The organism is Terrabacter terrigena (assembly GCF_042676085.1).
GTDB lineage: Bacteria > Actinomycetota > Actinomycetes > Actinomycetales > Dermatophilaceae > Terrabacter > Terrabacter terrigena.
This window is the reverse complement of the sequence record NZ_JBHTKH010000001.1, coordinates 38,244-63,273: the sequence shown is the minus strand read 5'-3', so window position 1 is coordinate 63,273 and position 25,030 is coordinate 38,244. Positions and strand designations below refer to the sequence as shown.

General features: G+C 72.3%; 23 protein-coding genes and 1 pseudogene. 19 read left to right on the top strand and 5 right to left on the bottom strand.

The genetic code is table 11. From position 1 onward, the window contains the following. The first annotated feature begins 64 nt into the window (after positions 1 to 64). The gene (locus tag ACFQ2V_RS00290) at positions 65 to 808 is read left to right on the top strand and encodes an ion channel (protein ID WP_386049916.1); all 744 of its coding nucleotides are present in this window, start codon (positions 65 to 67) and stop codon (positions 806 to 808) included. A 35-nt stretch (positions 809 to 843) separates the two neighbouring features. Here ACFQ2V_RS00290 and ACFQ2V_RS00285 read toward each other — a convergent pair whose 3' ends face one another. Continuing rightward, positions 844 to 2,085, bottom strand: a complete 1,242-nt coding sequence (locus ACFQ2V_RS00285) for a dipeptidase (protein ID WP_386049915.1) — start codon at positions 2,083 to 2,085, stop codon at positions 844 to 846. A 28-nt stretch (positions 2,086 to 2,113) separates the two neighbouring features. Between ACFQ2V_RS00285 and rimO the strand changes: the two genes are divergently transcribed. The 6 genes and pseudogenes from rimO to ACFQ2V_RS00255 all read left to right on the top strand — a co-directional run bounded on the left by rimO (position 2,114) and on the right by ACFQ2V_RS00255 (position 7,402). Further along, entirely contained in the window at positions 2,114 to 3,613 is a 1,500-nt protein-coding gene (gene rimO / locus ACFQ2V_RS00280; RefSeq protein WP_386049914.1) for a 30S ribosomal protein S12 methylthiotransferase RimO, read from the top strand. Then, positions 3,610 to 4,254 (top strand): annotated as a pseudogene (pgsA, locus tag ACFQ2V_RS00275) (CDP-diacylglycerol--glycerol-3-phosphate 3-phosphatidyltransferase); the annotation flags it as partial. The gene rimO and the pseudogene pgsA, both read left to right, overlap by 4 nt. 154 nt (positions 4,255 to 4,408) lie before the next feature. After that, complete coding sequence (locus ACFQ2V_RS00270; protein ID WP_386049913.1) at positions 4,409 to 5,026, top strand: CinA family protein; 618 nt, start codon at positions 4,409 to 4,411, stop codon at positions 5,024 to 5,026. 11 nt (positions 5,027 to 5,037) lie between these two features. Further along, entirely contained in the window at positions 5,038 to 5,340 is a 303-nt protein-coding gene (locus ACFQ2V_RS00265) for a helix-turn-helix domain-containing protein (protein WP_386049912.1), read from the top strand. 17 nt (positions 5,341 to 5,357) lie between these two features. Further along, positions 5,358 to 6,299, top strand: coding sequence for a serine hydrolase (locus ACFQ2V_RS00260; protein WP_386049911.1), 942 nt, complete (start codon positions 5,358 to 5,360; stop codon positions 6,297 to 6,299). Next, positions 6,296 to 7,402: a dipeptide epimerase gene (locus ACFQ2V_RS00255; RefSeq protein ID WP_386049910.1), complete on the top strand. Its 1,107-nt coding sequence runs from the start codon at positions 6,296 to 6,298 to the stop codon at positions 7,400 to 7,402. Before ACFQ2V_RS00260 ends, ACFQ2V_RS00255 begins: the two co-directional genes overlap by 4 nt. 75 nt (positions 7,403 to 7,477) lie before the next feature. Here the strand turns inward: ACFQ2V_RS00255 and ACFQ2V_RS00250 are convergent, their stop codons facing one another. Further along, positions 7,478 to 9,118, bottom strand: coding sequence for a DUF3352 domain-containing protein (locus ACFQ2V_RS00250; RefSeq protein ID WP_386049909.1), 1,641 nt, complete (start codon positions 9,116 to 9,118; stop codon positions 7,478 to 7,480). Positions 9,119 to 9,272: 154 nt separating this feature from the next. On the opposite strand from ACFQ2V_RS00250, the gene ACFQ2V_RS00245 reads away from it, so the two are divergent. The 4 genes from ACFQ2V_RS00245 (at position 9,273) to ACFQ2V_RS00230 (ending at position 12,064) form a co-directional block, all read left to right on the top strand. Further along, positions 9,273 to 9,521 (top strand): DUF3046 domain-containing protein, encoded by a 249-nt coding sequence (locus tag ACFQ2V_RS00245; protein WP_386049908.1) that lies wholly within the window; start codon positions 9,273 to 9,275, stop codon positions 9,519 to 9,521. Beyond that, complete coding sequence (locus ACFQ2V_RS00240; RefSeq protein WP_386049907.1) at positions 9,518 to 9,925, top strand: macro domain-containing protein; 408 nt, start codon at positions 9,518 to 9,520, stop codon at positions 9,923 to 9,925. The genes ACFQ2V_RS00245 and ACFQ2V_RS00240 overlap by 4 nt, the downstream gene beginning before the upstream one ends. Before the next feature lie 229 nt (positions 9,926 to 10,154). Beyond that, positions 10,155 to 11,204: a recombinase RecA gene (recA, locus tag ACFQ2V_RS00235; protein WP_386049906.1), complete on the top strand. Its 1,050-nt coding sequence runs from the start codon at positions 10,155 to 10,157 to the stop codon at positions 11,202 to 11,204. 2 nt (positions 11,205 to 11,206) lie between these two features. Next, the gene (locus ACFQ2V_RS00230) at positions 11,207 to 12,064 is read left to right on the top strand and encodes a regulatory protein RecX (RefSeq protein ID WP_386049905.1); all 858 of its coding nucleotides are present in this window, start codon (positions 11,207 to 11,209) and stop codon (positions 12,062 to 12,064) included. Positions 12,065 to 12,187: 123 nt separating this feature from the next. On the opposite strand, the gene ACFQ2V_RS00225 is transcribed toward ACFQ2V_RS00230, so the two are convergent. Next, positions 12,188 to 12,796 carry a YceI family protein gene (locus ACFQ2V_RS00225; protein ID WP_386049904.1) on the bottom strand — a complete coding sequence of 203 codons (609 nt, stop codon included), beginning with the start codon at positions 12,794 to 12,796 and terminating at the stop codon, positions 12,188 to 12,190. Between the two features lie 225 nt (positions 12,797 to 13,021). On the opposite strand from ACFQ2V_RS00225, the gene miaB reads away from it, so the two are divergent. Genes miaB through dapF form a run of 4 tightly spaced genes read left to right on the top strand, consistent with a single transcriptional unit; the run spans position 13,022 to position 17,100 of the window. Then, on the top strand, positions 13,022 to 14,575 hold the full coding sequence (gene miaB, locus ACFQ2V_RS00220; protein ID WP_386049903.1) for a tRNA (N6-isopentenyl adenosine(37)-C2)-methylthiotransferase MiaB: 1,554 nt from the start codon (positions 13,022 to 13,024) through the stop codon (positions 14,573 to 14,575). A 42-nt stretch (positions 14,576 to 14,617) separates the two neighbouring features. Then, entirely contained in the window at positions 14,618 to 15,232 is a 615-nt protein-coding gene (gene def, locus ACFQ2V_RS00215; RefSeq protein WP_386049902.1) for a peptide deformylase, read from the top strand. 49 nt (positions 15,233 to 15,281) lie between these two features. Next, positions 15,282 to 16,247, top strand: a complete 966-nt coding sequence (miaA, locus tag ACFQ2V_RS00210; protein ID WP_386049901.1) for a tRNA (adenosine(37)-N6)-dimethylallyltransferase MiaA — start codon at positions 15,282 to 15,284, stop codon at positions 16,245 to 16,247. Position 16,248: 1 nt separating this feature from the next. Further along, positions 16,249 to 17,100, top strand: a complete 852-nt coding sequence (gene dapF, locus ACFQ2V_RS00205) for a diaminopimelate epimerase (RefSeq protein WP_386049900.1) — start codon at positions 16,249 to 16,251, stop codon at positions 17,098 to 17,100. Positions 17,101 to 17,302: 202 nt separating this feature from the next. On the opposite strand, the gene ACFQ2V_RS00200 is transcribed toward dapF, so the two are convergent. Beyond that, positions 17,303 to 17,914, bottom strand: a complete 612-nt coding sequence (locus ACFQ2V_RS00200; protein WP_386049899.1) for a class I SAM-dependent methyltransferase — start codon at positions 17,912 to 17,914, stop codon at positions 17,303 to 17,305. 86 nt (positions 17,915 to 18,000) lie between these two features. On the opposite strand from ACFQ2V_RS00200, the gene hflX reads away from it, so the two are divergent. From hflX to ACFQ2V_RS00185, 3 genes are all read left to right on the top strand, one after another. Beyond that, on the top strand, positions 18,001 to 19,506 hold the full coding sequence (gene hflX, locus ACFQ2V_RS00195) for a GTPase HflX (protein WP_386049898.1): 1,506 nt from the start codon (positions 18,001 to 18,003) through the stop codon (positions 19,504 to 19,506). An 86-nt stretch (positions 19,507 to 19,592) separates the two neighbouring features. Then, a complete protein-coding gene (locus ACFQ2V_RS00190; RefSeq protein WP_386049897.1) occupies positions 19,593 to 19,748 on the top strand; it encodes a hypothetical protein in 156 nt (51 codons plus the stop codon). Next, positions 19,745 to 20,812, top strand: a complete 1,068-nt coding sequence (locus ACFQ2V_RS00185) for a GNAT family N-acetyltransferase (protein ID WP_386049896.1) — start codon at positions 19,745 to 19,747, stop codon at positions 20,810 to 20,812. Before ACFQ2V_RS00190 ends, ACFQ2V_RS00185 begins: the two co-directional genes overlap by 4 nt. Before the next feature lie 199 nt (positions 20,813 to 21,011). Here the strand turns inward: ACFQ2V_RS00185 and ACFQ2V_RS00180 are convergent, their stop codons facing one another. Next, positions 21,012 to 22,535: a PQQ-dependent sugar dehydrogenase gene (locus ACFQ2V_RS00180; RefSeq protein WP_386049895.1), complete on the bottom strand. Its 1,524-nt coding sequence runs from the start codon at positions 22,533 to 22,535 to the stop codon at positions 21,012 to 21,014. Between the two features lie 249 nt (positions 22,536 to 22,784). On the opposite strand from ACFQ2V_RS00180, the gene ACFQ2V_RS00175 reads away from it, so the two are divergent. After that, positions 22,785 to 25,025 (top strand): ATP-dependent DNA helicase, encoded by a 2,241-nt coding sequence (locus ACFQ2V_RS00175; protein ID WP_386049894.1) that lies wholly within the window; start codon positions 22,785 to 22,787, stop codon positions 25,023 to 25,025. Positions 25,026 to 25,030: the final 5 nt, after the last annotated feature.

The window sequence follows — 25,030 nt, the reverse complement described above, 5'->3', positions numbered from 1 at the left end:
CGCTTGACCCGGCGCTGACGGCTCTTGACGCGTTCTTGACGGGGGCGCCACTAGAGTCCGAGGGGTGAGTGCCTCGCTGGAGCTCTGGCCGTCATCGCCGCGTCGGACGGGGCCGCCGTCGCGCATCGACCGCCTCCGGCGCAAGATCACCGAGCTGCCGTGCGCACTGCTGCTCTTCGTCCAGCTCGCGGCCCTGGTCGCCTACCCCTTCATCGAGACGCGCCGGGGCGATGTGCAGGAGGTCGGGCGCGCGATCTTCGGCCTCATCGGCCTCGTCGTGCTGTTCCTCGCGGTCCGGGCCGTCCGCGCGACCCCGGCGCTCACCTGGGTGGCGGTGCTCCTCGGCGGCCCCGTCGTCATCCTGACCGTCGCCGAGGCGATCTGGAGCGACAACACCACGCTGACCTTCTGGAGCTCGGTGCTGCACGCGCTCTTCTACCTCTACACCGGCTACGGCCTGCTTCGGTACATGTTCGCCGACAACTGGGTGACGCGCGACGAGCTGTACGCGACGGGTGCGACGTTCACGGTGGTGGCGTGGGGCTTCGCGTACCTCTACCTCGCCGTCCAGATCGCCTACCCGCACTCGTTCACGATCTACGGCGAGACCGACCCCGGCACCCGCACCTGGTTCGAGCTGCTCTACCTCTCCATCACGACGATGACCTCGACCGGCCTGTCCGACATCTACGCCGTCGAGCCCCACGCACGGGCGTTCGTGCTGCTCCAGCAGATCGCCGGCATGCTCTACGTCGCGCTGGTGGTCGCTCGTCTCGTCGGCCTCACGATCGCCCGCTTCCGCCAGTAGCTCCCGACCAGGTATGCCGCCCGGCGGGCCGGCGCTCACACCGTGGCGGTCGGCGGCCCGTCGAGCTCGTCGAAGGTGCGCAGGCTGGGACCCCGCGTCGTCTGGAGGTCGCGGGCGACGGCCTCGACGTCGCGCATGACGCGCAGCGTGTTGCCGCGCACGAGCTTGGCGACGTCGTCCTCGGACCACGAGCGCTCGAGCAGCGCGGCGACGAGGCGCGGGTAGCCGCTGACGTCCTCGAGCCCCACCGGGAAGGTGTCCGTGCCGTCGTAGTCGCCTCCGATGCCCACGTGGTCGATGCCGGCGACCTCTCGCACGTGCTCGACGTGGGCCACGACCTGCTCGATGGTCGCGTCGGGCTTCGGGTGCTGCTGCTGCCACCCGGCGCTGAAGCGGCCGAAGGCCTCCCAGTCCTTGGCGTCGACGCCGACCTCGGCGGCGGCCTCGGCGGCCTCGACCCGCCACGCGGCGGTGTCGGGGGAGACGAACTCGGGCACGAAGGTCACCATGCACGTGCCGCCGTTGGCCGCGAGGGCGGCGAGCACGTCGTCGGGCACGTTGCGCGGGGTGTCGCACAGTGCGAGCGCCGACGAGTGGCTGAAGATGACGGGCGCCGCGGTCGTCGCGAGCGCGGCTCGCATCGTGGTGGCGGCGACGTGGCTGAGGTCGACCATCATGCCGAGACGGTTCATCTCCCGGACGACCTCGCGCCCGAACTCGCTCAGGCCGCCGACGACGGGCACGTCCGTCGCCGAGTCGGCCCAGGGCGTGTTGTCGTTGTGGGTCAGCGTCAGGTAGCGCACGCCGAGCACGTGGAGCAGGCGGAGCGTGCCGAGCGAGCAGCCGATCGAGTGCCCGCCCTCGGCCCCGAGGAGTGACGCGATGCGACCGCTCTCGACGGCGCGGTCCACCTCGTCCGCCGTGCGCGCCAGGGCCAGGCGGTCGGCATACGTCCCGATCATCCGGTGGACGGCGTCGACCTGCTCGAGGGTGGCCGTGACGGCCGAGTCGCCCTGGAGGGTGCTCGGCACGAACACCGACCAGAACTGGCCACCGACCCCCCCGTCGGCGAGGCGCGGCAGGTCGGTCTGGGTCGTCGCGACCCTGCCGCCGATGTCCAGGGCGTCGAAGTCGTAGCGGGTCTGCTCGCGCGCCTCCCAGGGGAGGTCGTTGTGGCCGTCGACGAGCGGGTGACGGGCGAGCAGCGCGCGTGCGGGCGCGGCGGGGTCGGCGGGGTCGGTGGAGCCGGGCTGGGCGGTTCCGAGCATGTCGGCCATTGAACACCCGTCCATCTAGAGTGGACGCATGACCCCTCCCCACCCGAGCGCCGACAGAAGCGTCGCACTCGTCACCCTCGGGTGCACGCGCAACGAGGTCGACTCCGAGGAGCTGGCGGGCCGCCTGCTCGCCGAGGGGTGGCGTCTCGTCGACGACGCGTCCGAGGCGGACGTCGCCGTCGTCAACACGTGCGGGTTCGTCGAGCAGGCCAAGAAGGACTCCATCGACGCCCTTCTCGAGGCCTCCGACCTCAAGGGCGACGGCGGCCGCACGCAGAAGGTCGTGGCCGTCGGCTGCCTCGCCGAGCGCTACGGCAAGGAGCTGGCCGACCAGCTGCCCGAGGCCGACGCGGTGCTCGGCTTCGACTCCTACCGCGACATGAGCAGCCACCTGCAGACGATCCTCGCCGGCGGCCACGTCGAGAGCCACACGCCGGGCGACCGCCGCACGCTGCTCCCGCTCACGCCGGTCGAGCGGCAGGCCGGCGCGGCCGGCGTCGCGCTGCCCGGCCACGGCGAGCTCGCCGAGACGAGCAAGACCGGTTCGTCCGGCGGCGACACGCTCGACGGCGTGCCCGTGCCGGCCTCCGGCCCGCGCGTCATCCGGGCCCGTCTCGACGGCCGCCCCTGGGCCCCGCTCAAGATCGCCTCGGGCTGTGACCGGCGCTGCTCCTTCTGCGCCATCCCGATGTTCCGGGGCGCCTTCGTGTCGCGGCGTCCGGCCGACGTCGTCGCCGAGGGCCGGTGGCTCGCCCAGCAGGGCGTCAAGGAGCTCTTCCTCGTCTCCGAGAACTCCACCTCCTACGGCAAGGACCTCGGCGACCTCGGCCTTCTCGAGAAGCTGCTGCCCGAGCTGACCGCGATCGAGGGCATCGAGAGGGTGCGCGTGTCCTACCTTCAGCCCGCCGAGATCCGACCCGGGCTGCTGCGGGCCATGGCAGACACCCCGGGCGTCGTGCCCTACTACGACATCTCGTTCCAGCACGCGTCGGAGCCGCTGCTGCGCTCGATGCGCCGCTTCGGGTCGCGCGAGGCGTTCCTCGACCTGCTCGCCCGCGTCCGCGCCGACGCCCCCGAGGCCGGTGTCCGGTGCAACGTCATCGTCGGCTTCCCCGGCGAGACCGAGGCCGACCTCGACGAGCTCGAGGCCTTCCTCACCGAGGCGCGCCTCGACGTCGTCGGCGTGTTCGGCTACTCCGACGAGGACGGCACCGAGGCCGAGGGCTACACCGGCCACCTCGCTCCCGAGGTCGTCGCCGAGCGCCTCGACCGGTTCACCCGTCTGGTCGAGGAGCTCAACGCGCAGCGCGCCGAGGAGCGCATCGGCGAGCCCGTCGTCGTCCTCGTCGAGGAGATCGACGACGAGGACGGCTCGGCGGTCGGCCGCGCCGCGTTCCAGGGCCCCGAGGTCGACGGCGTCACGATCGTGCACGTGCCGCACGGTGCCCCGACGCCCCAGGTCGGCGACCTCGTCGAGGCCGTCGTCGTCGGCACCGAGGGGATCGACCTCGTCGCGGAGCCGCGATGACCCCGCAGACCTTCCACCGGGGGGAGGGGCCCGCTCCCCGTCCCACCGACTGGAACCTGCCCAACGCGCTGACGGTCCTGCGCTTCCTGCTCGTCCCCGTCTACGCCGTGCTGCTCTTCCAGGACGGCGGCCACGAGCCGTGGTGGCGCTTCTGGGCCTGGGTGGTCTTCGCCCTGGCCGCCGTCACCGACGGCGTCGACGGCAAGCTGGCCCGCCGCCGGGGCGAGATCACGAACTTCGGCAAGGTGGCCGACCCCATCGCCGACAAGGCCCTGACCGGCACCGCGTTCATCGGCCTGTCGCTGCTCGGCGTCGTCTGGTGGTGGGTCACGGTCGTGATCCTCGTGCGCGAGATCGGCATCACCCTGCTGCGCTTCGTCGTCATCCGGCACGGAGTCATGCCCGCCGGTCGCGGCGGCAAGCTCAAGACGATGCTGCAAACCCTGTCGCTCGGCTCGCTGACGCTGCCCCTCTGGGGGTGGCCGTTGGGCGGGGTGCTGACGACCGTCGCCTACGTCCTGCTCGCGGCGGCCCTCGTCATGACGGTGCTCAGCGGCGTCGACTACGTCTTCAAGGCCGCCCGCCTGCGCGAGACGAGCGAGCGCACGCGGCTGCGGCGCGCGGCCCGCGCGGCCGAGCGCGAGGCGCGCGCCGTCCAGCGCTCCCACTGGACGGCGGCAACCGGCACCGACGTGCCCACCGGCGCCCACCCTGGCTCCGGGCCCGCCGACACGTCGACGACGAGCACCGGCGCGGGCCCGGTGCCGCCCGAGAAGACCTCGAACCGCGACTGACGTGGCACCCGCAGAGCGTGACGCGGAGCGCCCCGCGGAGACCTCCGGGACGAGCTCTGGCCCCCTGCTCGTGGCGCAGCTCACCGCGCGTCACGAGACCCTCGCGTGCGCCGAGTCGCTCACCGCAGGACTCGTGGCGGCCACCGTCGCCGACACCCCCGGCGCGTCAGCCGTGCTGCTCGGCGGGATCGTCGCGTACGCCCCTGAGGTGAAGACCGCCCTGCTCGACGTCCCCACCGAGCTCGTCGCGCGGGTCGGCACCGTCGACCCCGCCGTGGCCGTCGCCATGGCGGAGGGCGTACGCCGCCGGCTGGGCGCCACGTGGGGCCTGTCCACGACCGGCGTCGCGGGCCCGGGGCCATCGGAGGGCAAGCCGGCCGGCACCGTGCACGTCGCCGTCGCAGGGCCCTCGGGAACAGTCACGCGCGCGCTGGAGTTGAACGGGACCAGGGCCCAGATCCGGGCCGCCAGCGTCGCCGCGGTGCTCCGCCTCGCAGCCGAGGAGACGGGCGCCACGCGCCGAACTCTGGCACCGGCGAGGGACCCTCGGGGTACGGTAGGCGTGTCGGGTGACCCGCAGGGCCCACAGGCACCGCACGACCCCGCACCAGCGACCTGAAGGAGGACGGCATGACGACACTGTTGCGACGCGAGCTCGGCGACGTCCTCCGCGAGCGCCGACGGGCCCAGGGCCGCACCCTTCGTGAGGTCTCGGCCACCGCGTCGGTGTCGCTCGGCTACCTCAGCGAGGTCGAGAGGGGCGAGAAGGAGGCCAGCTCCGAGCTGCTCGCCTCGATCTGCGGCGCCCTCGACCTGCCGTTGTCGCGGGTGCTGATCGACGTCTCCAACCGGATGGCCGAGAGCGAGGGCCTGGCGCCCACCGTGGCGCTGCCCGTCCCCTCGGGCGACGTGGTGTCGGCCTCTGCTGCCTGATCGTCTACCGTTCGAGGGTGCCGACGCCCTTCTCGCAGATCGACGCCCGCCTCGACCAGGTCAGCTCGTCGCGCGATGCCACGGTCTCGGTGTGGTTCGGTGACATCGACGGTCACAACCGGTGGTCGCACGACGCGCACGCGCCGCACTACGCCGCGTCGACCATGAAGCTCCCGCTCGTCGTCGCAGCCTTCCGGCGGGTGGTTCGGGGAGAGCTGGACCTCGACCAGCCGGTGGCCGTGACCTCCACGTTCGCGTCGGTGCTCGACGGGTCGCGCTTCGAGCTCGATGCCTCGGACGACCAGGACCCCGAGACCTGGGCCGTCATCGGTGGCACGTGCACGCTGGGTGAGCTGGCCGACCGGGCCATCACCCGCTCCAGCAACATCGCGACCAACCTGCTCGTCGACGTGGTCGGGCTCGGCGAGGTCGCCGAGGTGCTGCGCCTGACCGGCTGCTCGCCAGCCACGGTCGTAGCCCGCGGCATCGAGGACGCCCGGGCCCGAGCGGCCGGCATCACCAACACCGTCACCGCTGCGGATCTCGGCCTGCTCATGGCCGCCGTGGCGCGACGCGAGCCGGCGCTGGGTGGCGAGGCCGTGCTCGGCCCGGTCGAGGAGATGCTCTCGCGACAGGTGCACGTCGACCAGGTGCCCGCGGGCCTGCCCGAGGGCACACCCACGGCCAGCAAGTCGGGCTGGGTCCCCGGCGTCTCGCACGACGTCGCGCTCGTGCGTCCACCCGGCGAGCCGCCGTTCGTGCTCGCCGTGTGCACCACCATCGCGCTCGACGAGTCCCGTGCGGCCGCGTTCGTGGCCGGCATCGCGCGCGACGTCTGGCAGGTCGAGCACGACGGACCCTCGACCACAGCCACACCGCGGGCGTATGCCGCCGGGTCGGGCGCCGCTGACCCCACCGCCCCCGCTGCCCCCGCCCACGACGGGATGCGTGGACGGTGACCACGGTCGAGCGGGTGGTCACCACTGCATCGTCGGTGCCGCTCCACACACCGTTCGTCACGGCCCTGCGACGCACCGAGACCACCGACACCGTCATCGTGACGATCACCGACAGCGACGGTCGCACCGGCTGGGGCGAGGCCCCCCAGGTGTGGCAGGTCACGGGGGAGTCGCTGGCGAGCGCGACCGCCTGCATCGAGCAGATGCTCGCGCCCGCGGTGACCGGTCGGCGTCTCGACGACCGTGACGACCTGGAAGCCGCGGCTGCCGTGGTCCAGCGTACGGTCGCCCGCAACTTCGGCGCCAAGGCGGCCGTCGACGCGGCGCTCCACGACCTCGTCGCCGAGGCGGAGGGCACCTCCGTGGCTGCTCTGCTCGGCTCGCGCGCTGACGGCGTACGCGACGTTCTGACGACCGACGTGACGCTCTCGGCCGGCACGGCCGGCGCCCTCGCCGACACCGCCCGCGAGCGGGTCTCCGACGGGTTCCGCACGCTCAAGATGAAGGTCGGCACCGACGCGGGCACCGACGTCCAGCGCGTGGCGTCGGTGCGCGACGCCGTCGGGCCCGACGTCGCGATCCGCCTCGACGCCAACCAGGGCTGGACCCGCGAGGAGGCCGTCCGGGTCATCCGCGCCCTCGAGGTGGCCGACCTCGGCGTCGAGCTCGTCGAGCAGCCGGTCGTCGCCGACGACGTCGAGGGGCTCGCCTGGGTGCGCGAGCGGGTCGGCCTGCCGATCATGGCCGACGAGTCGTGCTACTCGCCGTGGGACCTCGAGCGCATCATCCGGCTCGGAGCGGCCGACCTCGTCAACGTCAAGCTCGCGAAGTGCGGTTCGCTGACCGTCGGGCGCGACATGCTTCGGCGTGCGCACGAGGCCGGGCTGGGCACCATCGTCGGCTCGATGATGGAGAGCCACGTCGGGGTGGGAGCGGCTGCGGCGGTCGTCGCGGCCGAACCCACGACCGCCGTGAGCGACCTCGACGCCGCCTGGTGGTCGGTCGCCTCCCCGGTCGTGGGCGGGATCTCCTACTCCGGCAACCAGGTCCACGTCCCTTCGACCGACGGTTTCGGCATCTCGGGGTTCGCGCAGCCGGGCTGAGCGCGGCTTCCGGCCGACATGGGAAGGGCCCCGCCGGGAGCGGGGCCCTTCGTCGTGCGTCGACGCGTGCGTCGGTCAGTTGCCGAGGACGCGGAGGGTGAACGTGCCCTCGCCGTTGCCGGTGGTCGTGGCGTTGAGGCCGACGGCACGCAGCGACTCGAGGAACGTCTTGTCGTTGCCCTTGACCTCGCCGAGGTAGAGCTTCTCGAGCTTGTCGAGGTCGACGAACACGGCGCTGTTCGACGACGTGACGTCGCCCACTGCCAGCTTGAACGCGTCGGTGTCACCGAGCTTGCCGCCGGACTTGAGGTCGTCGGCGTAGTCGGGCGTCGTGGCCACGAAGAGCTTGTCGCCCTCGACCTTGTGCGTGAGCGCGCCGCTGCTGCCACCGGACATCTGGACCAGCCGGTCGATGATCTCGTCGGCACGCTTGGCGTCGCTCGACACGACCTTGGCGCCGACGGTCAGCGTGTCGCCCTTGAGGTCCTGGTCGGGCATCGCGACCGTGAACGACCGGCCGAGCAGGGCCTTGAGGTCGTCGGGGAGCCTGACGTCGAGCTCGTCCTCGATGGTGGCGATGACGTCGTCCTGGCCGTCGGCGGCCGCGAAGTCGTTGATCTGCTTCTTCAGCTGCGGCCACGCCGAGTCGAGCATCTGGTCGGCGCCGGAGACGTGCACGGCCGCCAGGGTGTTCGCGGGCAGGTCGGCCAGCTCGCTGCCGTCGCCCTTGACGGCCTTCGTCGCGTCGGCGCCGCGCACGACGCCGGCCAGCTCGACGTAGTCGGCGTCGAAGCGAAGCGCGGCGGCGAAGCGGCCCTTGGCGCTCGCCATCGCAGCGGCGTCGAGACCCGCGTCGCCGCCACCCAGCTTCGGCAGCTCCTTGATACCGGTGGTCATGTCGAACCAGGCCGACACGATGCCCTGCTCGCCGAGGGCGCCCATGTCGCCGGTGAAGTTCGCGTTCGCGGACAGCGAGCCCTTGTCGACTGCGGCCAGGGTGGCGTCACCGGTGCCCGCGGGCGTGACGATGGCGTAGCCGTCCTTGGTGCGGACGTCGGTCTTGGAGGACGAGTCGCACGCGAAGAGCTTCGTCAGGGTGTCCTTGGCGACGGCCTCGTCCTTGACCTGGATCGCGACGGCGACGTTGGGCGTGTCGGAGGTGCCGCCGGGACGGATCGCCGCACCGAGGCGGTCACCGAGCCAGGGCTCGATGTCCTTGTCGTAGGTGATCTTCCTGAGGCAGTCGTCACCGGCGTTCTTGGAGGCCATCTCCCACAGCTTCTTGCGCGGGTCGTCGCTGCCGAGGGTGTCCTTGACGGCGTCGAGCTTGCCGAGGAAGCGGACGGCGGCGATCTTCTGGCCGGCGGACGGGTCGATGTCGACGCGGAGGTAGGCGTACGCGTCGCCGGGCAGGACGTCGGAAGGCTGCGGCCCGCTGCCGCTCAGGGTCTGCGCGGCGAAGACGCCGGCGCCACCGAGGACGAGGACGGTGGCGAGGGCGCCGACCATGAGGCCGGTGCGCTTTCGGCCGGGCTGGACCGGGGCGGGCGGCTCGTCGTCGAGGGCGACACCCGCGGACTCGCCGGTCGCGGCCGGGACCGGGTGGCTGCCCGAAGGCACGGGGTAGGTGTAGTGCGCGACGGGCGCGGTCACGTCGGCCGGGATCGGTCGCGTGGCATCGCCGGACTGGGCGGACGGCCCGTTGGGCTCGGACATGGTGGCTCCCCTGAAAGTGTCGATGTCCCTGCTTCGGCGCGCGGGACGAGAGGACGATACCGGTCACGCGACGGCGGCGCTGGCGGTTCGGGCAACCCTCCGACGACGGCTTCGGCGCGACCGGTTCCCGCGGCGCGGGTGGCAGACTGCTGGGGTGCGGATCAGTCATTTCTGGACCTTGATGGACGACGAGTTCGGCCCGGCGTACGCCGGCTCGCTCGCGCGCGACCACGTGCTCGGCGCGCTCGGCAACCGAACGGTGGTCCAGGCGCTGGCCGACGGCGAGGCGCCGCGGGCGGTCTGGGAGGCGCTCTGCATCGACATGGACGTGCCACCGGAGCGCCGGTTGGGCCGCGACGTGCGGGTGGCCCGCGGTGCCCAGGGCGGTCAGGTCGGCGGGTGACGGAGCTCCCGGCCGGGCGCGACCGGATCACGCTGCTGCGGGGCGACCTCACGGCCGACGCCTCGGCCGACGCGATCGTCAACGCGGCCAACCCCTCCCTGCTGGGTGGCGGGGGTGTCGACGGGGCGATCCACCGGGCGGCCGGTCCCGAGCTGCTCGCCTCCTGCTACCGGCGGTGCGTCGAGCTCGCCGACGCAGCGGGGTGCGCGGTCGTGGGGTTCCCGGCAGTGTCGTGCGGTGTCTACGGCTACCCCGTCGACGCCGCGGCCACGGTGTCCCTGGCCGCCCTCGCCGCCGCGCTCGACCGTCACGAAGGCGTGCGCGAAGCGCGGTTCTGGCTCTTCTCGGACGGGGTGCTCGCCGCGTTCGAGGCGGCGCTGGCAGACCTCCGGGCCGACGGCTGAGACGGGTTCTCGCCCGACGCGGCGTGTCGTCGCGACTTCGAACACGTGTTCGGTACTGTTCTCCACAGGTCCTGCGCCACCACCCGCATCGTCCACAGGCCGTCTCGTGGTCCACCCGATGTCGGCGCCGGCACCTAGCGTCTGACCCGACAGCGGATCTCGCAGTGCGATCCGTTCCCCGGGTCGCAGGTAGACGACCGCAGCGCAGACGGCAGAACAGGAGCCCGACATGGCATCGGTGCAGGAGAAGGACAAGGACAAGGCGCTCTCCTCGGTGATGGGCCAGATCGAGAAGAGCTACGGCAAGGGTGCGGTGATGCGTCTCGGTGACGACGTCCGGCCGCCGATCGAGGTCATCCCGACCGGCTCGATCGCCCTCGACGTGGCCCTCGGTATCGGCGGACTGCCCCGCGGTCGCATCATCGAGGTCTACGGCCCCGAGTCCTCGGGCAAGACGACGGTCGCGCTCCACGCGGTCGCCAACGCCCAGCGGGCCGGCGGCATCGCGGCGTTCATCGACGCCGAGCACGCGCTCGACCCCGACTACGCGAAGAAGCTCGGCGTCGACACCGACGCCCTGCTCGTGTCGCAGCCCGACACCGGTGAGCAGGCGCTCGAGATCGCCGACATGCTGATCCGTTCCGGGGCCATCGACATCATCGTCATCGACTCCGTCGCCGCGCTGGTGCCGCGCGCCGAGATCGAGGGCGAGATGGGCGACAGCCACGTGGGTCTGCAGGCCCGCCTCATGAGCCAGGCGCTGCGCAAGCTGACCGGTGCGCTCAACAACACGGGCACGACGGCGATCTTCATCAACCAGCTCCGCGAGAAGATCGGGGTCATGTTCGGCTCGCCCGAGACGACCACCGGCGGCAAGGCGCTGAAGTTCTATGCGTCGGTGCGACTCGACGTCCGCCGCATCGAGACGCTCAAGGACGGCACCGACCCGGTCGGCAACCGCACCCGCGTCAAGGTCGTCAAGAACAAGGTGTCGCCGCCCTTCAAGCAGGCCGAGTTCGACATCCTCTACGGCCAGGGCATCTCCCGCGAGGGAGGGCTCATCGACATGGGCGTCGAGCACGGCTTCGTCCGCAAGGCCGGTGCCTGGTACACCTACGAGGGCGACCAGCTCGGCCAGGGCAAGGAGAACGCCCGGAACTTCCTCAAGGACAACCCCGACCTCGCCGACGAGATCGAGAAGAAGGTCAAGGAGAAGCTCGGTGTCGGGCCGCGCGTCGACAAGCCCGCCGAGGTCGCGGACGTGCCCGTCGACTTCTGATCGTGGCTGATCCGGCACACGAGTCCACCCAGGAACGGCTCGCCCGCGCTGCTGCCGCCCTCGCCGAGGCGCAGGGTGTCGTCAAGGCGCGGGCGGCCGCACCTGACGGCGAGGCTCGCGCGAGCCGGGGGCCCGGCGAAGGCACGCCTGCAGGCGGCGGCCGCCGCGGAGGTCCCGGCCGTCCCGGCCGTCGCGACAACGGCGGCTCACGGCGCGGGGGTCGTGGTCAGTCGCGCACCGGGTGGGCCGCCGCAGACCCTGCCGACCGGCCCGACTGGGCGATGCCCCCGGGGCATGCCGAGTCCGGCTCCGCCGACGACGGGAAGCGGGCGGGGTGGGCGCCGCCGCCCGACGACCCCGAGACTGAGGTCCCCGAGGCCGACGCCGAGTCGGTCGCCCGGGCCATCGTGCTGCGCCAGCTGAGCATGGCACCGCGCAGCAGGGTCCAGCTCGAGAAGAAGCTGCGGCAGCGCGGGTGCGACGACGCGATCGCCGCCAAGGTCCTCGACCGCATGACAGAGGTAGGGCTCGTCGACGACGAGGCCTTCGCCCAGATGCTCGTGCGGTCGCGCCAGGCGGGCAAGGGGCTGGCCAGGCGTGCGCTCGCCCACGAGCTGCGCAAGCAGGGCATCGACCAGGAGGTCGCCGACGAGGCGCTCGGCCAGGTCGGCGCCGGCGACGAGCGCGTCCGCGCCGAGCAGCTCGTCGCCAAGAAGCTCCGGAGCATGGGTGGCCTGCCTTCCGGGGTCCAGGCCCGGCGGCTGGCCGGGATGCTGGCACGCAAGGGCTACTCCGGCGAGCTGGCGTGGCCGGTCATCCGCGACGCCATCGACGGCCTGCCCGAGCACCAGCGCGACTGACCCGGCCGGCCGGGCCAGACCCGTCGCGCTCGCGGCAGGGCGGTGGGGTGCGGTGTGCCCGAGACAGCACGAGGGGGTGAGGACCTTTCGGTCCCCACCCCCTTCGGGTGTGGTGCGGGAGGCTCAGGCCTGCGCGGGCACGACGGCGATCGCCGAGACGTCGAACTCGAGCTTGACCTTCTCGCTCACGAGGACGCCGCCGGTCTCGAGAGCCGCGTTGAAGGAGAGGTTCCACTCGGTGCGGTCGATGGTGGTCTCACCCTCGAAGCCGACGCGGGTGTTGCCGAACGGGTCCTTGGCCGAGCCCGTCTCCTCGAAGGGGACGGTGATCGACTTGGTCACGCCGTTGATCGTCAGGTCGCCGGTGATGGCCCACTCGGAGCCGTCGCGCTCGACGTTCGTCGAGACGAACGTGATCTGCGGGTAGTTGGCGACGTCGAAGAAGTCGGGGGTCTTGAGGTGGCCGTCGCGCTGCTCGTTGTGCGTCGTGACCGAAGCGGCCTCGATGACGACCTTGACCGAGGAGTTGGCCGGGTTCGCGGTGTCGACCGTGGCCGAGCCCTCGAACTGCTCGAAGTTGCCGCGGACCTTGGTGACCATCGCGTGACGGGCCGAGAAGCCGATGCGCGTGTGGCTCGGGTCGAGGGTGTAGTCACCGGAGATGTCGGAGACGGCGACGGAGGGAGCCTCGATGGTCTCGGCCTCGGACTTGCTGCGGTTGAAGAAACCCATGGGATGCGTCCTTTGAAGTAGGTGGTTAAATGTTCAACAACTATGGTGCCGGAAAATGGTTGAACTGTCAAGCAGTGAGGTCAACGGATCGGGTCGGCGGCCTATTCCCGGGCGTGCCGGTGTCCCGTCAGCGGGCCCGCACGGCCTCCGCCCCGTGCGCACGCGACGACGCTCGTTCCGCGCGTGCCGTCCCCGGCGGGCGCACGCCGTACCCTTGTCGATGCCATGACTATGCAGACCTCCGCGCAGAAGCCCGCCGCCACCGGGAGCAGGACCTACGACGTGCGCACCCACGGGTGCCAGATGAACGTCCACGACAGCGAGCGCCTGGCCGGCCTCCTCGAGACGGCCGGTTACGTCGACCTCGCCAGCCTGCCGGTGGGGGAGCGGCCCGAGGTCGCCGACGTCGTCGTGTTCAACACCTGCGCGGTGCGCGAGAACGCCGACAACAAGCTCTACGGCAACCTCGGCCAGCTGCGCCCGGCGAAGCTCAGGAACCCCGACATGCAGATCGCCGTCGGGGGCTGCATGGCCCAGAAGGACCGCGGCGCCATCGTCCAGCGTGCGCCCTGGGTCGACGTCGTCTTCGGCACCCACAACATCGGGTCGCTGCCCGCCCTGCTCGACCGGGCGGCCCACAACCGTCGCGCGGAGGTCGAGATCCTCGAGAGCCTCGAGGTCTTCCCGTCGACCCTGCCCACGCGTCGCGACTCGGCCTACAGCGCCTGGGTGTCGATCTCCGTCGGCTGCAACAACACCTGCACCTTCTGCATCGTCCCGAGCCTGCGGGGCAAGGAGCAGGACCGCCGGCCCGGCGAGATCCTCGCCGAGATCGAGGCGCTCGTGGCCCAGGGCGTCGTCGAGGTGACCCTGCTCGGGCAGAACGTCAACACCTACGGCGTCGAGTTCGGCGACCGCCTCGCCTTCGGCAAGCTCCTGCGGGCCTGCGGCGAGATCGAGGGGCTCGAGCGGGTCCGCTTCACCAGCCCACACCCGGCCGCCTTCACCGAGGACGTCATCCTCGCCATGGCCGAGACCCCCAGCGTCATGCCGAGCCTGCACATGCCGCTGCAGTCCGGCTCCGACAAGGTCCTCAAGGACATGCGGCGGTCCTACCGCAGCACGAAGTTCCTGGGCATCATCGAGAACGTCCGGCGCCACATCCCCGAGGCCGCGATCACGACCGACCTCATCGTCGGCTTCCCCGGCGAGACCGAGGAGGACTTCCAGCACACGCTCGACGTCGTGCGTGAGTCCCGCTTCTCGAGCGCCTTCACCTTCCAGTACTCCATCCGGCCGGGCACCCCGGCCGCCACGATGGACGACCAGGTGCCCAAGGCCGTCGTCCAGGAGCGCTTCGACCGGCTCATCGCGCTCCAGGAGGAGGTCAGCTGGGCGGAGAACCGCACGCTCGAGGGGCGTGAGGTCGAGGTGCTCGTGGCGCCCTCCGAGGGCCGCAAGGACGCCGAGACCAAGCGCCTGTCCGGTCGGGCACGCGACAACCGGCTCGTGCACTTCGCGGTGCCCGAGGGCGCCGAGGTGCCCCGCCCCGGCGACGTGGTCACCGTTGCCGTGACCTACGGCGCCCCGCACCACCTCGTCGCCGACTCCGGCGTCGAGGGGGGCACGTATGCCGTCCGGCGCACGCCCGGCGGAGACGCCTGGGCGGCGCTGCAGGACGCTCCGCAGGGCACGGGCAAGCCGGCCGTCAGCCTCGGTATGCCGTCGGTCGGACGTCCGGCGCTCGCGCAGGTCGCGCCCGGCTGCGCGACGACCTGAGCCGATTCGGGGCCCCTCGAGCCGTCATGCTTGACTTGGCGCATGTCTGTGCGCCCCATCGTCATCACGGGTGAGCCCGTCCTGCACCGCTCGGCTGCCCTCGTGACCGAGTTCGACGACGACCTGCGGACGCTCGTCGAGGACATGTACGAGACGAATGTCGCCGCGAACGGCGTCGGCCTCGCCGCGCCCCAGGTGGGTGTCGGGCTTCGGGTCTTCATCTGGAAGATGGCCAACGACGACGGCGTGCCCGAGCAGGGTCACGTCATCAACCCCACGGTCACGACCTCGAAGATCCCGCAGGAGCGGCCCGACCCCGACGAGGAGACCGAGGGCTGCCTCTCGGTGCCCGGCGAGGCGTTCCCGCTCAAGCGGGCGGACCGGGCCCACGTCGTCGGGTTCGACCTCGACGGCAACCGTGTGGAGTTCGACGCCACGGGGTGGTTCGCGCGGTGCATGCAGCACGAGTACGACCACCTCAACGGCACGCTCTACGTCGACCGGCTCGACGAGCGGCAGTCGAAGAAGGCCCGAAAGGCGGTCAAGCGCAACGGCTGGGGCAAGCCGGGCAGCTCGTGGCACCCCGGCGTCGACCGCGACCCCTTCGGCCACGACGAGGACCCCAGCGACGAGCACGCCGACGAGCTCATCGGTTGAGCGCCGTCGGTGGCCGATCTTCCGAGGGCAGGACGCCGGGAGAGACCCGTTGAGCACTGAGTCCGGCGAGGGGGCGACCCTCCCGATCGTCGCTGTCGTGGGTGCCACGGCCACCGGCAAGTCCGACCTCGCGCTCGACCTCGCCGAGCGCCTGGACGGCGAGGTGGTCAACGCCGACGCCATGCAGTTCTACCGCGGCATGGACATCGGCACCGCCAAGCTGGCGCCCGCCGAGCGGCGGGGCGTCGCGCACCACGAGCTCGACGTCCTCGACGTCAGCGAGGAAGCCAGCGTCGCCGCGTACCAGCAGGCCGCGCGGAGCGACTTCGCGGGAATCGCCGGCCGTGGTCACCGCGCAGTGCTCGTCGGCGGTTCCGGCCTGTACGTGCGAGCCGCCCTCGACCGGCTCGAGATACCGCCCACCGACCCGCTCGTGCGCGCCCGGCTGGAGTCGGAGGCGGAGGAGGTCGGCGGCGACGCCCTGCACGCCCGGCTCCGCGCCGCTGACCCGCAGGCTGCCGCCGCGATCCTGCCCGGCAACGTGCGTCGCGTCGTCCGTGCGCTGGAGGTCGTCGAGCTGACCGGTCGGCCGTTCAGCGCCTCCATGCCGAAGCGTGAGCTGCTGTCGCCCGCGGTGCTGCTCGGCCTGCGCGTCGATCGCGAGGTGCTCGACACCCGCATCGCCCGACGCGTCGACCGGATGTGGGAGCAGGGCCTGCGCCACGAGACCGAGACTCTGCTCGGGCAGGGGCTCAGGGACGGGGTCACGGCGAGCCGGGCCATTGGCTACAGCCAGGCGATCGCCGTGGTCGACGGGCGGCTCGACGAGGCCGAGGCCCGCCTGGACACCGCGCAGGCGACCCGACGCTACGCACGCCGACAGGAGTCGTGGTTCCGCCCCGACCCGCGCATCGTGTGGCTCGACGCCCTCGCGGACGACCTGCTCGACCAGGCCCTGGCCGCGATCAGCGCGGCGGGTGCGGCCACGCCACACGGCATACCGGAGAATGGCTGACATGACGCGCTTCACCAAGGGCCACGGCACCGAGAACGACTTCGTCCTGGTCCCTGACCTCGAGGGCTCGCTCGAGCTCACGCCTGCCCAGGTGCAGCGCATCGCCGACCGCCATGCCGGCCTCGGGGCCGACGGCGTCATCCGCGTCGTCCGCACGGCGCACGCCACCGACGACGCCGTGCGGGCCCAGGCCCCCGAGGCCGAGTGGTTCATGGACTACCGCAACGCGGACGGCTCCCTCGCCGAGATGTGCGGCAACGGCACCCGCGTCTTCGCCGCCTACCTGCGCCGCGAGGGACTCGCCTTCGGGTCCAGCTTCTCGATCGCCACCCGGGCCGGCGTCAAGACGGTCCGCGTCGTCGAGCAGGGGTATGCGGTCGACCTCGGCCCGTGGCGCCTCGCCGACGAGGAGGGGGCGCGCCGTGACGGCTTCGACATCATGGTCCGGCCACGCCACGGCAAGCCCGTGCCGGCGCTCTCGCTCGACCTCGGCAACCCCCACGCGGTCGTCATGCTGCCCGAGGGCATCACGCTCGAGAACCTCGACCTGTCCGAGGCGCCACAGCTGCATCCCGAGCGTGCCGACGGCGCCAACGTCGAGTTCGTCCGGGCAGTCGGCCCGGGTCACATCGAGATGCGGGTCCACGAGCGGGGCGTCGGCGAGACCCGGTCGTGCGGCACGGGTGCTGCGGCTGCCGCCCTCGCGACCCGCTTCTGGTCGGGCGTCGAGGACCTCGGCCCGTGGATCGTCGACGTGCCCGGCGGTCGCCTGACCGTGACCCCGCTGCCCGGTCAGCGCGTCGAGCTCGCCGGCCCGGCCGCGCTCGTCGCCGACGGCGACTTCCCGCTCTGACCCGTCCGGCCCTCGCCGCGGTCGAGGTCGGCGAGCTCGCGGGCGACCCACGTGCCCGACCCCACCAGTGTCCCGACCCCACCAGTGTCCCGACCCGTGCAGCAGCACGGTGGCGGGCCGACCCTCTGCAGGGTTGGCGGGGGCGGCGGCCCGCCGCGGGTACCTGCCACGGAGCACGACCGAGCCGGCCCCGTGGGCGGCATCAGGCTCGACGCACCTCGAGGATGCGGAACGCCTTCGCCGACGACAACCGGGTGCAGGTCAGGCCCCACGGCTGGGCGTTCAGCCACTTCTGGAGGGAGTCCGAACCAAGGTGCTTCTGCACCACGAGGTGCGCGACGCCGTCGTCGGCGAGGCGGGGGAGCCACCGCTCGAGCAGGTCGTGCAGCGCCGCCTTGCCCACGTGGATCGGCGGGTTCGACCAGATCGTGGAGAACCGGAGGTCGCCGGGCACGTCGTCGGGCTCGCAGAACCGGATCGAGCCGACGCCCGCGGCCGACGCGTTGGTGCGCGCGAGGTCGAGGGAGCGGCGGTTGACGTCGATGCCCCAGACCCTGGCACCAGGGGAGCGCAGCGCCATCGTGATGGAGATCGGGCCCCACCCGCAGCCGACGTCGAGCAGCTCACCGGTGGGGCTCGGGTCGGGCGCACCGGCGAGGAGGACGGCGGTGCCGGGGTCGAGGCGGTCGGGAGAGTAGACGCCGCGGGCGGTCGTGAGGGCGAGACTGCGCCCCTCGAGGGTCACCTCGATGGTGCGGCGCTCCTCCGGTGTGGCCGGCTCTGCGCTGAAGTAGTGGTCGCTCGGCTCGCTCATCCGGGCCACCGTATCGGGACGGCGGTCGACGCGACGGGCACAAACGAGTGGCCACCGGCGTTGCACCTTGGGACCATAGGGAGAACATGACGAGCAACCACCACCATCACACCGGCGAAACCGCTCGCGGCGCAGACCGCGAGCGCGACCTTTTCGGCACCCGCGCCACCGCGCTGGCTGCCGAAGGCCACGAGACCGACGGGGCCGAGTTCCCCCTCTACGACGGCGACCAGCTCGAACGCGAGGAGCGCGCAGCCCTGCGCCGCGTCCAGGGACTGTCGACCGAGCTCGAGGACATCACCGAGGTCGAGTACCGCCAGCTGCGCCTCGAGCGCGTCGTGCTGGCCGGGGTCTGGACCGAGGGCAGCGCCGCCGACGCCGAGAACTCCATCCGTGAGCTCGCAGCCCTCGCCGAGACCGCCGGCTCGACCGTGCTCGAGGGCGTCATCCAGCGGCGCCAGCGCCCCGACCCGGCCACCTGGCTCGGCAAGGGCAAGGCGGTCGAGCTGCGCGACATCGTCGTTGCCGAGGGCGCCGACACGGTGATCTGCGACGGCGAGCTCGCCCCGAGCCAGCGCCGCGCGCTCGAGGACGTCGTCAAGGTCAAGGTCATCGACCGTACGGCCCTGATCCTCGACATCTTCGCCCAGCACGCCAAGAGCCGGGAGGGCCGGGCACAGGTCGAGCTGGCCCAGCTCCAGTACCTCCTCCCACGCCTGCGTGGCTGGGGCGAGTCGATGTCCCGGCAGGCGGGTGGCCGGGTGGCCGGCGGTGAGGGCATCGGCTCCCGTGGCCCCGGTGAGACGAAGATCGAGCTCGACCGGCGGCGCATCAACACCAAGATCGCCAAGCTCCGCCGTGACATCAAGGGCATGAAGACGAGCCGCGACACCCGTCGCCAGTCACGCCGTGTCGGTGGTGTGCCGTCCGTCGCCATCGCGGGCTACACGAACGCCGGCAAGAGCTCGCTGCTCAACCGGCTGACCGGTGCGGGGGTGCTCGTCGAGAACCAGCTCTTCGCAACGCTCGACCCCACCGTCCGACGCACCGAGACCGACGACGGCCGCGTCTACACGCTCGCCGACACCGTCGGGTTCGTGCGCAGCCTCCCGCACCAGCTGGTCGAGGCGTTCCGGTCGACGCTGGAGGAGGTCGGCGACTCCGACCTGCTCCTGCACGTCGTCGACGGCTCGCACCCCGACCCCGAGGGCCAGATCTCGGCCGTCCGCGGCGTGCTCGCCGAGGTCGGTGGCGACCAGATCAAGGAGATCATCGTCGTCAACAAGGCCGACATCGCCGACCCGGAGGTGCTCGACCGCCTGCGCCGGCACGAGAAGCACTGCGTGACCGTCTCGGCGCGCACCGGCGAGGGCCTCGCCGAGCTGCGCGCACTCATCGCCCACGAGCTGCCGAAGCCTGACATCGAGGTCGAGGTGCTCGTGCCGTACGACCGCGGCGACCTCATCTCGCGCCTGCACGACGAGGCCGAGATCCTCGAGAGCGAGCACGTCGCCGAGGGCACGCGCGTGCGCGCCAAGGTCACGCCGGCCGTCGAGGCCGACCTCACGGCATACGTCGTCGTCACGCGCTGAGGGGTCGCCGACGGCACGACCCTCCACCTGACGACGCCCGGCGGGTCACCCGCCGGGCGTCGGTCGCGTCGGAGAGGATGGGGGCCATGGCCCTCGAGATCCCCTGCCCCTACTGCGGCACGCAGATGTATGCCGAGCAGGCACACAACCGGTGCCCGGCGTGCCTCTACATCGAGCCGTGCTGCGACGGAGCCCCGCAGGCCGTCTGCGAGACGCGCGCGCCCGAACGTCAGGCGCCGTGACCGCGGCACCCGCGGAGCCCGCAGCCTGGGTCACGACCGAGCGCGTGGTGCTGCGGCGTCCGCGTGCCGACGACCTCGACGCGTATGTCCGGCTCCACACCGATCCCCGCACCTACGCCCACGCCCCGGCCAGCATGCCGACCGCCGAACGCTGCCGCGACCGGCTCGCGGCCGACCTCGCCGACTGGGACACGTCACAGCTCGGGTATGCAGCCGTCGTCGACCGTGCCACGAGCGCGGTCATCGGGTGGGCGGGCTTGCGGCACAAGGACTCTGACAGCTGCTTCCTCAACCTCTACTACCGTCTCGCGCACGACAGGCTGGGCGCCGGCCTGGGGCGTGAGATCTCACGGGCGCTCGTGGCATGGGGCGTCGAGCACCGCCCCGAGGCGGTCGTGACCGCCATGGTCGACCCCGTCAACACGGCGTCGTTGCGCACGGCCGCGAGCGCCGGGCTGGTCCAGGTCGGCACCCGGTCGTCCAAGGACGACGTCGACGGAGCGCAGATGGCGTACCTCGAGGCGCCGCGGGTCCGGGTGGTGCCGCCGGAGGCGGCCGAGGGCCTGCGCGACGCCGTCGTCCGGCTGTGGGTCCGGGTCAACGACGCCGGCGGGTCCGTGGGCTTCCTGCCCGGCGCCACGGCTGACGACGTCTCGGTCGCCCTCGACCGGCATCTCGCCGACGTCCGTGCCGGCAGGTCGCTCCTGTGCGTGCTCGTCGACCCCGGCGGCCGCCTGCGGGGGCTCGGGTTCTGGGAGCACTCGCGTGGCTTCCCGTACGACCACGTGGCCGGGCTGAAGCGGCTCATGGTCGACCCGAAGGCGCAGGGGCGCAACCTCGGCCGCGTCCTCCTCGGCGGCATGGTCGGCATCGCACGCCGCGACCTGCCGTGGGTCGAGCTGCTGCGGCTCGACTACCGCGACGGACTGGGTCTCGGCGACTTCTACGAGAAGGCCGGCTGGACCGAGGTGGGGCGCGTCCCGAGGGGCCTGCGGCTGAGTCCCACCGACTACCGCGACGACGTCGCCATGGCCCGCCGCGTCGACTCGAGCCCGCTGCACTGACCGGCAGGCGACGGCCCCGCCTCGGCCGCATCCCGGCGGACACGGTCTGGTGCCGGTTCCCGACCCTGGGGGTGGTCGGGAACCGGCACCGCTTCTCCTGCACTCTGCCGGGGGAGTGAGCCGTGGGGGGAGGGCTCGGGTGAGTGCCGGGAGGTCCGAGCTCCGAGGGGCCGAGCTCGGCGATGGGGGGCCGTTCGGGCTACGGCGTGGACTGGCTCAGCCGCATCACCGCACCCGTGGTGCCGTTGGGACCCGGGACGCCGAAGACGAGGGCGTAGAGCTCACCGGCGTTGTCCTGTCCGAAGCCGATCAGCTGGAAGTCGATCGGTCCGTCGCGCAGCTCCACGATCGTGTTGTCCGCCGTGACGGCGGACCGGTTGTCGGCGTCGAAGGCGAAGAGACGGCCGTGCCCGTTGTTGAGGCGCCGGGAGGTGTCGCCGAAGACGTAGTGGCCCCTCAGCCCGGGCATCGAGGAACCGCGGTAGACGTAACCGCCGATGATGGCCGTGCCGTCGTCGTGGTCGTACTGCGCCACCGGGTCGGTGATGCCGGCCGGGCTGCCGGGCGAGCGGGCGAACACGAACGCGTCCGACCGTGAGCCCTTGAGCTGGAAGCCTCCGGGCTCGAAGAGGAACGTGCCCTCCTTGACGCGCCAGCCGAAGTTCTGGCCCGGCGCCGTCACGAGGTCGACCTCCTCGATGTCGTTCTGGCCGACGTCGCCCACCCACAGGTTGCCGTTCGCCTTGTCGAACGAGAACCGGAACGGGTTGCGCAGCCCGTAGGAGTAGATCTCCGGCACGGCACCGCCGGGGAACGGGTTGTCGGCGGGGATGCGGAAGGCGCCGTTGGCCGACAGGGTGCCCCGTGGGTCGGCGGTGCGGGGGTTGATCCTCAGCATCTTGCCCAGCGGGGTGTCGAGACTCTGGCCGTTGCCGCCGCCGGGGTGCCCGAACATCGGGTTGCCGTCGAAGTTGGTCTGGCAGTTCTGGTCGTCGGCCCCGCCGCCGTCGCCGTCGGTGACGTAGAGGAAGCCGTCCGGGCCGAAGTGCATGTCGCCCGCGTTGTGGTTGGCCTGCGGGTGCTCCGACGAGAGCAGCTTGCGGCCCACGGGGGCGGCCGGGTCGAGGTGCAGCGCACCGCCGGAGTCGGTGACGAGGTGCCACTCACGGATGACGTCGACGTGGTCGGGCGTCTGCGGGAAGCCGGCCAGGCACGCGTCGGTGCTCGGCCGCAACGGGTGGTCGGCAGGACTCGTCGCCTCGGACGTGTCCGTGTAGACCAGGCCGTCGGTGGCGAAGCTGGGCGAGAAGGCCGCACCGAGGAAGCCCCGCTCGTCCTTGGGGTCCTGCGGCCCCGCGAGCAGGGCCGACACGTCCAGCACCGAGGTCGGGGTGACCGGAGCGGGCGTAGTCAGGTCGAGGCTCCACAGCGTTCCGACCTGGTCGACGACGAAGAGCTCGTCGGGGCGACCGGGAGCCGTGATCCCCGCCAAGGGCGCCGTCACACCGGTCGTCACGGTGGTGAGGTCCACCTGGACGGGCCCCGGTTGGATGCGAGGGCCGATGGGGTCACCGATGGGCACCGGCGTGGAGGGCCCGCTCGCGAGGGCGGACTGCGGGAGGGTGATGGCCAGCGTGGCCACTGCCACCCCCGCGATGAGCACCCCCGTCCGTCTCGACGAGAGGCTGCGCCTGCCGTGGTGGAGGCTGGTGGTCCGTGACATGGCCATAGCGAGAACTCCCTCGAGTCGAGCGGAGCGCCTGTTGCGGCGGGCGGCGCGGCGGCTGCGCCGTGCGGAGCGGCAGTGCACTGAACTCGTCAAGACTAGGGTTGCGCCCACGGCGGCGGTCACTGTCCCTTGGTACTAGTACCGGAGGGGGGACCGGCTGTCCGTGGCCGGTCCGGAGGCCGACGGACGACTCACGGGGGACGCCGCGCACGAGGGTCCGGCCAGGCGGCATACGCTGACCCGATGGCCCAGCGACCTGCGCTCGACGAACTCCTCCACGCCGCGGTGTCGGGGGTCGGTGGCGCGGAGCGTCCCGGCCAGGTCGAGATGGCCCGGGCCGTCGCGAAGGCCGTGGACAGCGGCGAGCACCTGCTGGTCCAGGCAGGCACCGGCACCGGCAAGTCGCTGGCCTACCTCGTCCCTGCCGTGGCGCACGCCTTCCAGGCCGGCAAGCCCGCCGTGGTCGCGACCGCAACGCTCGCCCTGCAGGGGCAGATCGTCGACCGCGACATGCCTCGCGTAGCCGACGCGCTCGCCCCGGTGCTCGGACGGCGACCGACCTACGCCCTCGTCAAGGGACGCCGCAACTACGTGTGCCTCAACAAGCTCGAGGGCGGCTTTCCCGACGAGGAGGACGGCCTGCTCTCCGTCGGGCAGGTCGACGCGAGCGTCGGCCGCCTCGGCCAGGAGGTGGTGCGGCTGCGCGAGTGGGCGTCCACGACCGACTCGGGCGACCGCGACGAGCTCGTGCCCGGCGTGTCCGAGCGTGCCTGGCGCCAGGTCTCGGTGTCGGCGCACGAGTGCATGGGCGGCAAGTGCCCGCTCGTCGCGGAGTGCTTCGTCGAGCGGGCCCGCGCCGCGGCCAAGGACGTCGACGTCGTCGTGACCAACCACTCGTTCATGGCGATCGACTCGTTCGAGGGACGCCAGATGCTCCCGGAGCACGACGTGCTCATCGTCGACGAGGCCCACGAGCTCGTCGACCGGGTGACCGCAACCATCACCGACGAGCTCACCGGCACCATGGTCATGACCGCGGCGAAGAAGGCCGGCCGCATGTCGGAGAACACGGCGGCCCTCGACGAGGCTGGCGAGCTGCTCGCCCAGGCGCTCGAGCCGCTCGAGGAAGGCCGCATGCTCGGCGTGCCCGACTCGGTGGGCCTGGCGCTCGCCCGGGTGCGCGACACCGCCCGTGTGGTGCAGAGCGACCTCAAGCCGCCGCAGGGGCAGGAGGCCGACGGCGCGCGCCAGGTGGCCCGGGCGGCCGTCGACGAGGTGCACGAGAACGCCGAGCGCATCCTCGAGGAGCGTGAGCTCGACGTCGTGTGGCTGAGCCGCGACCAGCGCCGCGGACCCGTGCTGCGGGTGGCGCCGATGAGTGTCGCGATGCTGGTGCGGGACAAGGTGTTCGAGGAGCGCACTGTCGTGCTCACCTCCGCGACGCTCGAGCTCGGGGGCAGCTTCGACGCCGTCGCCGGCACCATCGGGCTGCGCGGCGAGGGCGCGCCGAAGTGGCAGGGCCTCGACGTCGGCAGCCCGTTCGACTACCCGAAGCAGGCCATCGCCTACGTCGCGGCGCACCTGCCGCCCCCGGGCCGCGACGGCGCGGGCGACGACACGCTCGACGAGATCGAGCAGCTCGTGCGGGCCGCCGGCGGCCGCGCGCTGGGCCTCTTCTCCTCGATGCGCGCCGCGCAGACCGCGGCCGAGGTCATGCGGGCGCGCTTCGGCGACGACATCCCGGTGCTCTGCCAGGGCGAGGACCAGATCACGACGCTCGTGCGGCAGTTCGCCCGCGAGCCGCGCACCTGCCTGTTCGGCACGCTCACGCTCTGGCAGGGGGTCGACGTGCCGGGCTCCTCGTGCCAGCTCGTCATCATCGACCGCATCCCCTTCCCGCGACCCGACGACCCTCTCGCGTCCGCCCGGTCGCAAGCCATCGCGCGGATGGGCGGCAACGGCTTCATGGCCGTGTCGGCCACCCACGCCGCGCTCCGGCTCTCCCAGGGCGCGGGACGGCTCGTGCGCCGAGCCGACGACCGCGGGGTCGTGGCGTTCCTCGACTCGCGGATGATGACGGCGAGGTATGCCGGATTCCTCCAGCGCTCGCTGCCGCCGTTCTACCCGACCACCGACAAGAAGATGGTGCTGGCCGCGCTCGAGCGGCTCGACGCGATGGCGCCGCCGCCGGTCGCCGTCGAGGAGCCGGCGCTGCGGTCGCTCACGGGCGCACGCTCCGACGCCGACGGCACGGAGCACCCAAGACCGGTGGCCGGGCCGCCGCCGGTCGCCCCGTCGACGCGCAACGCCGTCACGTCCGGTCACGCCTGGACCGACGAGCAGGACGAGGAGCTGCGAGACGCCGCCGAGTCCGGCATGCAGCTCGACGAGCTCGTCGACCACTTCGAGCTGCCCGAGGAGACGATCCGGGCGAGGCTCGAGCAGCTCGGGCTCTCGCTGGCCTCCGGGGCCCTCTTCGACTGACCCGC